At 67.3% G+C, this 13,119-nt stretch carries 12 protein-coding genes; 8 read left to right on the plus strand and 4 right to left on the minus strand.

Annotated elements, in window-relative coordinates:
- From A9X04_RS25550 to ag85C, 6 genes are all read left to right on the plus strand, one after another.
- Positions 1-2,364: RND family transporter (locus tag A9X04_RS25550; RefSeq protein ID WP_067926824.1), on the plus strand; the 2,364-nt coding region annotated here is incomplete at its 5' end.
- 24 nt (positions 2,365-2,388) lie between these two features.
- Positions 2,389-2,886, plus strand: coding sequence for a metallophosphoesterase (locus A9X04_RS25555; RefSeq protein WP_067926827.1), 498 nt, complete (start codon positions 2,389-2,391; stop codon positions 2,884-2,886).
- A 65-nt stretch (positions 2,887-2,951) separates the two neighbouring features.
- Positions 2,952-3,404, plus strand: coding sequence for a MarR family winged helix-turn-helix transcriptional regulator (locus tag A9X04_RS25560; RefSeq protein WP_067926830.1), 453 nt, complete (start codon positions 2,952-2,954; stop codon positions 3,402-3,404).
- Positions 3,401-4,231 carry an ATP-binding cassette domain-containing protein gene (locus A9X04_RS25565; RefSeq protein ID WP_067926832.1) on the plus strand — a complete coding sequence of 277 codons (831 nt, stop codon included), beginning with the start codon at positions 3,401-3,403 and terminating at the stop codon, positions 4,229-4,231. Before A9X04_RS25560 ends, A9X04_RS25565 begins: the two co-directional genes overlap by 4 nt.
- Positions 4,221-5,039 carry an ABC transporter permease gene (locus tag A9X04_RS25570; RefSeq protein WP_067926850.1) on the plus strand — a complete coding sequence of 273 codons (819 nt, stop codon included), beginning with the start codon at positions 4,221-4,223 and terminating at the stop codon, positions 5,037-5,039. Before A9X04_RS25565 ends, A9X04_RS25570 begins: the two co-directional genes overlap by 11 nt.
- Positions 5,040-5,226: 187 nt before the next feature.
- On the plus strand, positions 5,227-6,276 hold the full coding sequence (gene ag85C, locus A9X04_RS25575; protein ID WP_067926835.1) for a diacylglycerol acyltransferase/mycolyltransferase Ag85C: 1,050 nt from the start codon (positions 5,227-5,229) through the stop codon (positions 6,274-6,276).
- 33 nt (positions 6,277-6,309) lie between these two features.
- Here the strand turns inward: ag85C and A9X04_RS25580 are convergent, their stop codons facing one another.
- From A9X04_RS25580 to A9X04_RS25595, 4 genes are all read right to left on the minus strand, one after another.
- Positions 6,310-7,023 (minus strand): YoaK family protein, encoded by a 714-nt coding sequence (locus A9X04_RS25580; protein ID WP_067926838.1) that lies wholly within the window; start codon positions 7,021-7,023, stop codon positions 6,310-6,312.
- Positions 7,024-7,062: 39 nt separating this feature from the next.
- Entirely contained in the window at positions 7,063-8,424 is a 1,362-nt protein-coding gene (locus tag A9X04_RS25585) for a maltokinase (protein WP_067926842.1), read from the minus strand.
- On the minus strand, positions 8,424-10,205 hold the full coding sequence (treS, locus tag A9X04_RS25590; protein WP_067926852.1) for a maltose alpha-D-glucosyltransferase: 1,782 nt from the start codon (positions 10,203-10,205) through the stop codon (positions 8,424-8,426). The genes A9X04_RS25585 and treS overlap by 1 nt, the downstream gene beginning before the upstream one ends.
- A 121-nt stretch (positions 10,206-10,326) precedes the next feature.
- The gene (locus A9X04_RS25595) at positions 10,327-11,376 is read right to left on the minus strand and encodes a S1C family serine protease (protein ID WP_067926845.1); all 1,050 of its coding nucleotides are present in this window, start codon (positions 11,374-11,376) and stop codon (positions 10,327-10,329) included.
- Between the two features lie 176 nt (positions 11,377-11,552).
- On the opposite strand from A9X04_RS25595, the gene A9X04_RS25600 reads away from it, so the two are divergent.
- Both A9X04_RS25600 and A9X04_RS25605 read left to right on the plus strand, forming a co-directional pair.
- Positions 11,553-11,969 (plus strand): TIGR03668 family PPOX class F420-dependent oxidoreductase, encoded by a 417-nt coding sequence (locus tag A9X04_RS25600; protein ID WP_067926848.1) that lies wholly within the window; start codon positions 11,553-11,555, stop codon positions 11,967-11,969.
- Positions 11,970-12,134: 165 nt separating this feature from the next.
- Positions 12,135-13,119, plus strand: a 985-nt coding sequence (locus A9X04_RS25605; protein WP_156764535.1) for a GTP-binding protein, incomplete at its 3' end; no start/stop codon positions are given.

Raw genomic sequence — 13,119 nt, forward strand, 5'->3', positions numbered from 1 at the left:
GCCGCCGACAAGAGCATGTTCAAGATGATGGGCGTCACGGGCGTCGTCATCATGATCATGCTGTTCATCGCCTATCGGTCCGTCAGCACCGTGCTGCTGGTTCTGGTGATGGTCGGCTTTGAAATGGGCACGGCCAGAGGGCTTGTCGCGCTGCTGGGGAATTACGAGCTGTTGGGGTTCTCGACGTTCGTCGTCGCCATGCTGTCCTCGTTGGCGATCGCGGCCGGAACCGACTACGCAATATTCCTGATCGGCCGCTACCAGGAGGCGCGCCAGGCGGGGCAAGACCGGGAAACGGCCTACTACACCATGTTTCGCGGGACCTCGCACATCATCCTGGGCTCGGGATTGACGATTGCGGGGGCCACCTTCTGCCTGCACCTGGCACGCCTGTCCTACTTCAAGGCGCTGGGCATTCCGTCCGCGCTGGGGCTGCTCGTCGTCGTTGCGGGAGCGATGACCGCGGCCCCGGCCGTCGTCGCCGTGGCTACCCGGTTCGGGCTGCTCGACCCGCGCCGGATGATCAAGACCCGCGGGTGGCGACGCATCGGCACCGCGACGGTGCGCTGGCCGGGCCCGGTGTTCGCGGCGTCGTTGGTCATCGCCATCGTCGGCATCCTGATCATGCCGAGCATGAAGATCAGCTACAACGACCGCTACTACACCCCCCAGAACGTGCCGTCGAACGTCGGATACGCCGCGGCGGAGCGGCATTTCAGCGCCGCGACGATGAATCCCGACATCCTCATGATCGAGAGCGATCACGACATGCGGAACAGCGGCGACATGATCATCCTGGACAGACTCGCCAAGGACGTCTTCCGGTCACCGGGAATCGCGATGGTGCAAAGCATCACCCGGCCATTGGGCGGGCCGATCGAACACACCTCGATACCGTTCCAGATCAGCGCGCAATCGATCCCGATCCAAGAGAACCTCCAGTTCATGAGGGACCGCACGGCGGACATGCTGAAGATGAGTGATGACCTCGGCGCGATGATCGGCTCGATGCAGCGGATGCAGGGCCTGCTCGGGCAGATGAGCAGCGCGACGCACCGCATGGCCGGCGACATGCGCGACATGCAGGCCACGCTGGACGAAATGCGGGATCACCTGGCGGATTTCGACGACTTCGCGCGACCGCTCCGCAGCTATCTGTACTGGGAACAGCACTGCTACAACATTCCGGTCTGCTGGGCGACGAGGTCGGTGTTCGAGGCGATCGACGGGGTGGACAAGTTCAGCGAGAACATGAGCACGCTGATCAAGGACGTGGACAACATCGACGCGATCATCCCGCAGATGGCCGCGCAGTTCCCGCCGATGATCGCCGTCGCCAAATCCATGCAGGGGACGCTGCTCACGATGCACAGCAGCTTCTCGGGCCTGGTCACGCAGATGGCTCAGATGACCGACACGGCCAGCGCAATGGGGCAGGCCTTTGACGCCTCCCGCAGTGGCGACTATTTCTATCTGCCGCCGGAGGCCTTTCAAAATCCCGACTTCCAGCGCGGTCTGAAGCTCTTCCTGTCTCCGGACGGGAAGGCCGCGCGCTTCATCATCACCCACGATGCGGATCCGGCCACCCCGGCGGGCATTTCGGCCGTCATGCCGGAACTGGCCGCCGCGCATCAGGCGGTGAAGGGCACGACCCTCACGGGGGCCAAGTTCTACCTCGCCGGTACGGCGGCCATCTACCGCGACATCCAGTCCGGTTCGCACTACGACCTGCTGATCGTGGGACTCGCGGCGCTGACGCTGATCTTCGTCGTGATGGTGATCATCACGCGGGCTCTGGTCGCGTCCCTGGTGATCGTCGGGACGGTGTTGCTGTCGCTGGGCGCCGCCTTCGGGCTCTCGGTGCTGGTGTGGCAACACCTCTTCGGCCTGGATTTGAACTGGATCGCGCCGGTGTTCGGGTTGATCATCCTGCTGGCCGTCGGCTCGGACTACAACCTGCTGCTGGTGTCGCGGTTCCAGGAGGAGATCGGCGCCGGCCTCAAGACCGGCATCATTCGATCCATGGGCGAGACCGGTGGGGTCGTCACCACGGCGGGGCTCGTCTTCGCCTTCACCATGATGTCGATGGTCGCCAGCGATCTGCGCTCGATCGGCCAGGCCGGCAGCACGATCGGTCTCGGCCTACTGTTCGACACGTTGATCGTGCGGTCGTTGATGACGCCATCGATCGCCGCGTTGCTCGGGCGGTGGTTCTGGTGGCCGATACGAGTGCGCCCGCGGCCCGCCAGCTCCATGCTGCGGCCATTCGGTCCGCGTCGCCTGGTTCGCTCGCTTTTGCTGGGCGAGCCCGCCGACGCGCCTGCCCCCAGGTCCGAAAAGACCATGGCGTCGACGCCGGGCTGACGACTGCCGGCGCAAGATGGGGCTGTGCGGCTACTGCTGATCTCGGACACCCACGTCCCCAACCGCGCCCGCGATCTGCCCGCGCGGGTGTGGGATGAGGTGGCTGCGGCCGATGTCGTCGTGCACGCCGGCGATTGGGTGGCAACCCACCTGCTCGACGAGCTCGACAGCAGGTCGGCCCGGCTTGTGGCCTGCTGGGGAAACAACGACGGTCCCGCGTTGCGCGCGCGCCTGCCGGAACGCGCGGATGTGACCCTGGCGGGCGTGCGGTTCACCGTGGTGCACGAGGCCGGCGCCGCGGCCGGGCGCGAGGCGCGGATGTCGAGGCTGTACCCCGACACCCAGGTCCTGGTGTTCGGGCACAGCCACATCCCCTGGGACACCACCAGCGGAACCGGCCTGCGACTGCTCAATCCCGGCTCGCCGACCGATCGCCGCCGGCAGCCGTTCTGCACCTATATGACCGCCTCCGTCGACGAGGGGGCCATCACCGACGTCGTCCTGCATCGACTTTCGAAGTAGCCGATACCTAACCGACGCACAGCGTCCGCACATAAATAGCTCGGCTACAGAGGTATTCTGAAAGGGTGCATACGAGTACCGATGTGGTCACCGAGGTGTTTCGCGTCGTCGGCCGGTTCCGCAGGCAGCTGCGACGGTCCGCCGGCCGCGGCTTTGACTCGGCGCGGCTCAGCGAATCGCAGTCCGAGCTGTTGTGGCTGGTGGGCCGGCAACCCGGCATCTCGGTGAACGCCGCCGCCGCCGAGCTCGGACTGGCTCCCAACACCGCGTCAACCCTGGTGTCGAAGCTGGTGTCCGGGGGTTTGCTCATCCGGACCGTCGGCGACACCGACCGCAGGGTCGGCCGGTTACACCTGGCCGAGGCCGCCCAGCAGATCGTCGACGCGTCTCGGACGGCGCGACGAGAGGCGCTGGCGGAAGTGCTCGCCGAACTCGACGACGATCAAATCGAGTCATTGACAAGAGGATTGGAGGTCATAGAGATGATGACCAGGACACTGCAGGAGCGACGGTCATGAGCGCATCACTGCCGATGGCCATCGACGCCAGGCACCTGAGTTATCGGTATGGCCAGTTCACCGCCGTCAACGACGTGACGTTGCAGGTGCGCCCCGGGGAAACCATGGGCCTTTTGGGCCCGAACGGCGCCGGGAAGACGACCATCGTCCGGATGCTCACCACGCTGGCGCCGGTGCAGCAGGGTGAGTTGCGGATCTTCGGGCTGGACGCGCGCCGCCAGACGACCGACATTCGCAGCAACATCGGGTATGTGCCGCAACAGCTCTCGATCGAGCCCGCGCTGACCGGCCGCCAGAACGTCGAGTGGTTCGCGCGGCTCTACGGTGTGCCCCGAGCCGAGCGTTCCGACCGGGTCGGGCAGGCGCTAGCCGCCATGGACCTGCTCGACGTGTCCGACCGGCTGGCCGCGGCCTACTCCGGCGGCATGGTTCGGCGTCTCGAGGTGGCACAGGCGCTGGTGAACCGCCCGTCGCTGCTGGTGCTCGACGAACCGACCGTCGGGCTGGATCCGATTGCGCGGGACGGCGTCTGGACACAGGTGCAGGAGATGCAGTCGCGGTTCGGGATGACTGTGCTGCTGACCACCCACTACATGGAGGAGGCCGACGCGCTGTGTGATCGCGTCGCGCTCATGCACTGCGGCGAGTTGCGGGCGGTGGGCACACCGGCCAAGCTGAAATCCACCGTTTCGCCGCGGGCGACGCTCGAGGACGTGTTCCGCCACTACGCCGCCTCCGGCTTGCAGGGTGAGCCGGCCTCCTCCGAGCCGACGGGTTCGATCCGCGAAATCCGTTCCGCCAGAAAGGTTGCACGCCGTGTCGGTTGATAGCGCCAAGCCGGGAACCTTGGTTCGCGCGCCGCGCGGATGGCAGCGGGTGGGCGCCGTGTTCAGCCGCGTCGGCGCGTTCGCGATCGTCGAACTGCAGAAGCTGCAGCACGACAGGACCGAGCTCGTCACCCGCATGGTGCAGCCGGCGCTGTGGCTGTTGATCTTCGGGACCACCTTCAGCCATTTGCACGTCATCCACACGGGATCGGTCTCATACCTGGCCTTCCTGGCGCCGGGGATCATCGCCCAGTCGGCGCTGTTCATCTCGATTTTCTATGGGATACAGATCATTTGGGATCGAGACGCGGGCGTGCTGGCCAAGCTGATGGTGACGCCGGCGCCGGCGTCGGCGCTGATCACCGGCAAGGCGTTCGCGGCCGGTGTGCGCTCGGTCGCCCAGGTTGTCGGTGTCATGGCGTTGGCTTATCTGATGAATGTCGGGCTGACGGTCAACCCCCTGCGGATTGTCGCGGCGATGGCCGTCGTCATGCTGGGCGCCGCGTTCTTCGCCTGCCTGTCGATGACGCTGGCCGGCCTGGTGCGCAGCCGCGATCGCCTGATGGGGATCGGCCAGGCCATCACGATGCCGTTGTTCTTCGCCTCGAACGCGCTGTACCCGGTGGACGTGATGCCCGCCTGGTTGCACGTGCTGAGCAGGGTCAACCCGCTCAGTTACGAAGTCGACGCCTTACGCGGACTGCTCATCGGGATGCCCTTCAACCCGATGGACGTTGTCGTGCTGGCGGTGGCCGCCGTGCTCGGAATCGCCGCGGCATCAACGCTATTGCGCAGGCTCGTCGCCTAGTTACACCCTCGGTAGCCAATCGTGACCAGTTAGCAACGATTCCCCGCCGACGCCCAATCGTTAGCCAACCGCGATCTGTTGCTCCGGCCGCGACAGGCGATTTGCGTCCTCTCCCCGTGATTCACTGCCCAGCGAACGGATTCGACCGCCGCACGCGGCAGATGAAAGTTGGGATGGGTAGAGGGCTATGAAGTTCTTTTCAGAGTTGCGGAAGTTGCGTGGCGCCGCGGCAACCATGCCGCGTCAGCTGGCGGTCGCGGCCATGGGGGCTGCCCTGATGTCCGGCCTCGTCACCGCGGCCGGCGGCTCGGCCACCGCGGGGGCGTTCTCCAAGCCGGGGCTTCCGGTGGAATACCTGGAGGTGCCGTCACCGTCGATGGGCCGCAACATCAAGGTGCAGTTCGAGGGCGGCGGACCGCACGCGGTGTACCTGCTCGACGGGCTGCGCGCCCAGGACGACTACAACGGCTGGGACATCAACACCCCCGCCTTCGAGGAGTTCTACCAGTCCGGCCTGTCGGTGGTGATGCCGGTCGGCGGCCAGTCCAGCTTCTACAGCAACTGGTACCAGCCGTCGTCGGGCAACGGACAGAACTACACCTACAAGTGGGAGACCTTCCTGACCCAGGAGATGCCGCTGTGGCTGCAGGCCAACAAGCAGGTTTCACCGGCCGGCAACGCCGCGGTGGGCCTGTCGATGTCCGGCGGCTCGGCGCTGATCCTGGCCGCGTACTACCCGCAGCAGTTCCCCTACGCCGCCTCGCTGTCGGGCTTCCTCAACCCGTCCGAGGGCTGGTGGCCGACGCTGATCGGGCTCGCGATGAACGACTCGGGCGGCTACAACGCCAACAGCATGTGGGGCCCGTCGACCGACCCGGCGTGGAAGCGCAACGACCCGATGGTCCAGATTCCGCGGCTGGTCGCCAACAACACCCGGATCTGGGTCTACTGCGGCAACGGGACGCCCAGCGACCTCGGCGGCGACAACATGCCGGCCAAGTTCCTGGAGGGCCTCACGCTGCGCACCAACCAGCAGTTCCAGAACAGCTACGTCGCCGCGGGCGGCCGCAACGGGACGTTCAACTTCCCGGCGAACGGCACGCACTCGTGGCCCTACTGGAACCAGCAGTTGGTCGCGATGAAGCCCGACATCCAGCAGGTGCTGCTCGCCAGCAACACCACCGCCCAGCCGGCCCAGCCGGCCCAACCGGCACAGCCGGCACAACCGGCGGCCTAAACCGCCAAGCCAGCATCGGCAGCAGCGCACCGGTCAGCGCTGCTGCCGATGCTTTTTGTCCTGCCGGTCGTTCAACAGCGCCCGGCGATCCTGGTGAAAGTACGTGTAGATGGTCGTCAGCGTGCACACCACCGCGGCGAACACCAGCATCCAGGTCCCGTTGACCACGACGCTGATGAAGCCGCCGATCGCGGCGCCCACGACGAAGCTGGCGAACAGCAGGAAATAACCGAGCCAGTCCGCGGCTTTCCCCCCGGCCAGGTGGCGCTCGATGCCCTGGCCCATTTTGACCATCGTTCCGGTCACGTAACTCAGCGGAACCGACACTTCCCCGTTCTTGACGAACGACGTGTTCAGCGCGCCGGTGCCGAACGCCATCAACACGATCGGCGCGAAGTCGAGGAAGTTCTCCTCCCACCCTTCGTCCAAGACGTCGACCACCGCCGCCGCCACCAGGCTGACGGTGGTCAGCACGGTGGGGCCGTGCGGGTGGTCCACCCAGAAGTGCCGCCGGCACATGGAGGCGATCACCACGCCGGCGAGGAACGCCACCATGAGCAGCCCGGCGCTCGCGGCGAGCCACGGTTGGTGGCTGAAGTACGCCAGCACCCCGCGCTGCGCGTTCCCTGTCATGAAGACCACGAAGTATCCCGCGGAGTGGGTGAACGAGATCGCCCCGATGATGCCGGCCAGCGCCGCCAGCACCCAGGACAACCGCGCCTCGCTGTCGAAGATCTCGCTATTCACACGGACATGGTTCCAGAAGCCCGCGTTACTCGCAGATCATCAGAGTTTGCTATGAGAGGCGGTGAGCCGGGCGATGGAGCGCAGCGGAATTGGCAACCAGTGGGGACGGTGCCGCGCCTCGTAGCCGGCCTCGTAGACGGCCTTGTCCAGTTCATAGGCGGCCAGCAGGTCGGCCGCATCGCGCGGGTCGACCCCCGACGCGGCGGCGTACCCCTCGCAGAACGCGGTCCGGTTGCGCTCGACCCATTCGCGGGCGCGGGCGGCCAGTTGCTTGTCGTCCGCCTGGTCCACCAGCGGTCCGTACGCGGCGTATTCGAACGACCGCAGCACGCCGGCCACGTCGCGCAGCGGTGAATCCGGGGCCCGGCGCTCATCGAGCGGCTGGCCCGGCTCGCCCTCGAAGTCGATCAGCAGCCAGCTTTCCGGGGTTCGCAGCACTTGGCCGAGGTGCAGGTCGCCGTGCACCCGCTGGACGGTGATCGCCTCACCGGCCAGCTTGGAGAACCGCTCCTCGATGGTCGACGCGTACTCCTGCAGCTCGGGCACCTTCGCCACGGTCGACGACAGCCGCGCCAGCACGGTGTCGACCGGGAAGGCGGATTGCGCCGTGCCGAGGGACTCGGCCAGGGTGGCGTGCACGGATGCCACGGCCTCGCCCAGCCGGCAGGACTCGCCGGCGAAGTCGCCGCCGACCTCGTGGGCGTACAGGTCGCCCTCCGCGAACAGGTCGCGCACGCTGGCGGTGGCCATCGCCCACCCTTCCGCGGCGTTGGACGCGAACTCGGTCACCATGCCGAGCGGCCACGCGTCGTCGGCCGTGCCGTCGGGGGCGGCCATCTCGTAGGTGCCGAGCAGCCGGGCGACGTGCGGGTTGCCGGCGCGGCCCAGCACCCGGTTCAGCTCGATGTCGGGGTTGATGCCGCTGCTGACCCGGCGAAACGCCTTGAAGATGGCGTCGCGGTCGAAGATGACGCTGGTGTTGCTCTGTTCGGCGTCCGAGACGTGGGGCAACGCCTCCAGGGGCAGCGTGACGCCGGGTTCCTTGACGAACCGCACCTCGGTGCCGGACGCGCTCCGAACTGCCGACGAGTCGATCAACGACAGCAGGAACTGCGGCGCGTCCGTGTCGTACAGGCCGTCGAAACCGGTGCGGTCGCCGGCGGCGCCGATGGTGGCGACCGTGCTGTACTCGGAGACCGGCGCGGTATCCCAGCGCACGATCACCTGGTAGCGCTCCGACGAGCCGTCCGCGTACTGGGCGTCGACCAGGACCAGGTCCAGGTCGTCGCGGAACGGGACGACGACGGCGGCCTCGGCGGAGGTCAGTTCCCGGTTGCGTCCGGCGTACCACCGTTGCTGTGGGAGCCAGTCCGACCAGGGCAGCTTGGCGGGCTCAGTCATCAGCGCCGCTCCTCCTCATCCTCACATGCGGTCAGCTGGAACCAGTAGAAACCGTGTCCGGGCAACGTCAGCAGGTAGGGCAGGTGCCCGATCCGCGGAAATTCGACGTGCCCGGTCAGTTCCACCGGCGTGCAACCGCTCCAGTGCTGCAGGTTCAGCTCGATCGGCTGCGGGAACCGCGAGAGATTGTTGACGCACAACACCGTGTCGCCACCGCCTGGCACCTGGCGCACGAACGCCAGCACCGACGGGTTGGAGCCGCCCAGCTCCTCGAACGTGCCGATCGCGAACGCCTCGTGGCGGCGCCGCACGGCCAGCATCATGCGGGTGAAGTTCAGCAGCGACGTGGACGTGTCGCGCTGAGCCTCCACGTTGACGGCCTGGTAGCCGTACACCGAGTCCTGGCTGGCCGGCAGGTAGAGCCGGCCCGGGTTGGCCTTGGAGAAGCCGGCGTTGCGGTCCGGTGTCCACTGCATCGGGGTGCGCACACCGTCGCGGTCACCCAGCCAGATCACGTCGCCCATGCCGATCTCGTCGCCGTAGTACAGGACCGGCGAGCCGGGCAGGGACAGCAGCAACGCGGTGAACAGCTCGATCTGGTTGCGGTCGTTGTCCAGCAGCGGTGCCAGGCGGCGCCGGATGCCGACATTCGCCTTCATCCGCGGGTCCTTGGCGTACTCGGAGTACATGTAGTCGCGCTCTTCGTCGGTGACCATCTCGAGCGTCAGCTCGTCGTGGTTGCGCAGGAAGATGCCCCATTGCGCCATCTCGGGGATTTCCGGCGTCTGCGCCAGGATCTCCGAGATCGGAATGCGCGACTCCCGGCGAACCGCCATGAAGATGCGCGGCATCAGCGGGAAGTGGAACGCCATGTGGCATTCGTCGCCGCCGGTGCTGGTGTCGCCGAAGTACTCGACGACATCGGCCGGCCACTGATTGGCCTCGGCCAGCAGCACCCGGCCCGGGAACTCGTCGTCGACGACCTTGCGCACGCGCTTGAGGAAGGCGTGCGTCTCGGGCAGGTTCTCGCAGTTGGTGCCCTCCCGCTCGAAAAGGTAGGGCACCGCGTCCAGCCGGAACCCGTCGATGCCCAGCCCGAGCCAGAAGCGGAGAACGTCGATCATGGCTTCCTGCACGGCCGGGTTCTCGTAGTTCAGGTCCGGCTGGTGGGAGAAGAACCGGTGCCAGTAGAACTGTTTGCGCACCGGGTCGAAGGTCCAGTTGGACTCCTCGGTGTCGACGAAGATGATCCGGGCGTCGGTGTACTTCTCGCTGGTGTCGCTCCACACGTAGAAATCGCCGTACGGGCCGTCGGGGTCGTGCCGCGACTCCTGGAACCAGGGGTGTGAATCCGAGGTGTGGTTCATCACCAGGTCGGTGATGACCCGGATGCCCCGCTCGTGCGCGGCGTTGAGCAACGCGACGAAGTCCTCCACCGTGCCGAAGTCGGGCAGCACCTTGTAGAAGTCCCGGATGTCGTAGCCGCCGTCGCGCAGCGGCGAATCGTAGAAAGGGGGCAGCCAGATGCAGTCGATACCCAGCCATTGCAGGTAGTCCAGGCGTCCCAGGAGTCCGCGCAGGTCACCCGACCCGTCGGCGTTGGCGTCGAAGAACGCCCGCACCAGCACCTCGTAGAAAACGGCGTGCTTGAACCACGTCGGGTCGGTGGGCAGCGCGGCGGCGTTGTCGAAGTCGTCGGACTCCGGGTGCTCGACGACACCGTCCTGAACGTGACTGCCCCCTGCGGGATGGTGCTCGACCGCTTCTCTTGCGTCGTTCATCAAATCCACGATGCCACGTGTACCCGAGGCGCGACATTCGGAATCACGCCCGCTGGCATGCGACGAAACACGCTTGGCGACAACCGAATTGACCACCCAGCGCGCATCGTCGGTGCGGGTGTCAGGCCGGCGGCCCGTCGCCCAGCGTCACGTTCGTGGTGCGTTCGCCGCCGCCGGCGGAGCGGTACTGCACCGCGATGTTGTCGCCGGGGTGGTGCGGGACGAGGACGTCCGTCATCGACGTGGCCCCGGTGATGGCGACGTTGTCGACCCCGGTGATGACGTCACCCGGCGAGATCCCGGCCGACGCGGCGGGGCCGCCGGTGACCACGCGTTCGACGCGCGCACCGTTGCCGTTGCTGTCGGTGACACCCAGGCCGAGGAACGCGGTCGGGCCGATGTGCACGGTGTTCGAGCCGGCGCCCGACCTGATCTGCCCGGCCACGCCCATCGCGTGGCCGATCGGGATGGCGAAGCCCTGTCCGCCGCCCGACATCTTGTAGTTGTCGGTGGCGGCCGTGTTCACGCCGACGACCTGCCCGTCGTTGTTGACCATCGGTCCGCCGGAGTCCCCGGGCCTGATCGGCGTGTCGGCCTGGATCAGCCCGCCGAGCGACTCGTTGGCACCGGTCAGGGTGTCGGTCGCCGAGACGCTCTGGTTCAGCGCGATGACCTTGCCCGAGACGGCGCTGGGCGTTCCGCCCTGGCCGCCGGCGTTACCCATCGCCACGACCGGCTGGCCCACGCTGACCCCGCCGCCGATGGCGGCCGTCGGGAGCCCGGCGGCGCCGCGCAGTTGCAGCACCGCGATGTCCTGGCTGCGGTCATAACCGACCACGTCGACGGCGTAGGTCTGGCCGTTGCCGACGTCGAAGGCGCTGATGTCGGTCGCGCCGGAGATGACGTGGTTGTTGGTCAGCACGACGCCGTTGGGGTCGATCACGATGCCGGTCCCGGCGCCCACGGCGTTGTTGTAGCCGAACTTGGTGTTGATGTTGACCACCTGCGGCCCGACCTGGCCGACCAGTGCCGCCGCATCGACTGGAGCCTGCGGCCGGGGGATCGGCGATGCGACCGCCGGGGCGGTGCCCAGACCGAGGCCCAGCCCGACCACGGCCAGCACGCTCGCCAACCATGACCACCACACCGAGCGGTGGTGCGATTTGCTCATCCCGTCACCCTTCCTGCGTCGCGGAAAACACCGAACTGTCCCGGCCTTGCGGTTCTGGGCGGCACAATCGTGTGTATATAACCGTAATGCAGGTAGCTATGCACGGCACTGGCGAGGTTCTGATCAGCCGCGATGGTCTCCCGGCCGCCCGGATGACCGGCGTCTAGGCTGACACGGTGGGCGGATTCGACGCCAAGGCCAGGTTCGGTGAATCGCCGGTGGCCCGGTTGGCCACGGTCACGCCGGCCGGCCTCCCCCACCTGGTTCCGGTGGTATTCGCCGTCGCCGAGGACTCCCCCGACGTGCTGTACACCGCCGTCGATGCGAAACCGAAGACGACGCGGCGGCTGCGGCGGCTGGCCAACATCGAAAACGACCCGCACGTGAGCCTGCTCGTCGACCACTACGCCGACGACTGGACGCGGCTGTGGTGGGTGCGGGCCGACGGGGTTGCCACCGTCCACACCGAGGGGCCGGCGATGGCGTCCGCGTACCGGCTGCTGCGCGCCAAATACCCCCAGTATCAATCGGTCTCGCTGGACGGTCCCGTGATCGCGGTCGCGGTGCACCGCTGGTCCAGCTGGCACGCCTGACGGCAACTCCCGGCTTCCCGTCGGGCCGACGCAATTGTGGCCGGCCCGTGGCCTTGTGTTGGGCCGCGGTTGGGGGAAAAGTTGCTTACAGACCCTGTGAGCCAGAACACACCGCGACTGGGGTGCCCCAGCGGTGATGCGGCCGGGGAGGACTGGAGGAACGTCATGGCGGACAAGGCGAACGCTGCCCAGGGCGCGGCGGCCGCTCCCATCGCGAAGGGTCCCGGCGATGTGCGCAACATCGTCCTCGTCGGGCCCTCGGGCGGCGGCAAGACCACCCTGGTCGAGGCGCTGTTGGTCGCTGCAGGGGTGTTGACCAGGGCGGGCTCGGTGACCGACGGCAGCACCGTCTGCGACTACGACGACGCCGAGATCCGCCAGCAGCGCTCGGTCGGCCTTGCCGTCGCCTCCCTGGCGCACGACGGCATCAAGATCAACATGGTCGACACGCCCGGCTATGCCGACTTCGTCGGCGAGCTGCGGGCCGGCTTGCGCGCCGCCGACTGCGCGCTGTTCGTGATCGCGGCCAACGAGGGTGTCGACGAACCCACCAAATCGCTGTGGCAGGAATGCGATCAGGTCGGCATGCCCCGCGCCGTGGTGATCACCAAGCTCGACCACACCCGCGCCAACTACTCCGAGGCGCTGGCGGCCGCGCAGAACGCGTTCGGCGACAAGGTGTTACCGCTCTACCTGCCGACCGGCATGCCGTCCTGCGAAGGCCTGATCGGGTTGCTGTCGCAGACGCGCTACCAGTATTCCGGCGGCAAGCGGACCGCGCAGGCGCTGGACCCGTCGGACGCCGAGCGGATCGAGGAGGCGCGCGGGGCCCTGATCGAAGGCATCATCGAGGAGTCCGAGGACGAGTCGCTGATGGATCGCTACCTCGGCGGTGAGTCCATCAACGAGGCGGTGCTCATCGAGGACCTGGAGCGGGCCGTCGCCCGGGCGTCGTTCTTCCCGGTGATCCCTGTGTGCAGCGGCACCGGCGTCGGCACCCTGGAATTGCTGGAGGTCGCCACCCGCGGCTTCCCGTCCCCGATGGAACACCCGCTCCCGGAGGTGTTCACGCCCCAGGGCGCCACGCACGCGACGCTGACCTGCGATCCCGGCGCGCCCCTGCTCGCGGAGGTGGTGAAGACGACGTCGG

The organism is Mycobacterium sp. E3247, from assembly GCF_001667785.1.
In the GTDB taxonomy this organism is placed as follows: domain Bacteria; phylum Actinomycetota; class Actinomycetes; order Mycobacteriales; family Mycobacteriaceae; genus Mycobacterium.

Coding starts and splice junctions, on each gene's coding strand:
- A9X04_RS25595 (WP_067926845.1), bottom strand. CDS start 11,376: ATGAGCAAATCGCACCACCGCTCGGTGTGGTGGTCATGGTTGGCGAGC.
- A9X04_RS25565 (WP_067926832.1), top strand. CDS start 3,401: ATGAGCGCATCACTGCCGATGGCCATCGACGCCAGGCACCTGAGTTAT.
- treS (WP_067926852.1), bottom strand. CDS start 10,205: ATGAACGACGCAAGAGAAGCGGTCGAGCACCATCCCGCAGGGGGCAGT.
- ag85C (WP_067926835.1), top strand. CDS start 5,227: ATGAAGTTCTTTTCAGAGTTGCGGAAGTTGCGTGGCGCCGCGGCAACC.
- A9X04_RS25585 (WP_067926842.1), bottom strand. CDS start 8,424: ATGACTGAGCCCGCCAAGCTGCCCTGGTCGGACTGGCTCCCACAGCAA.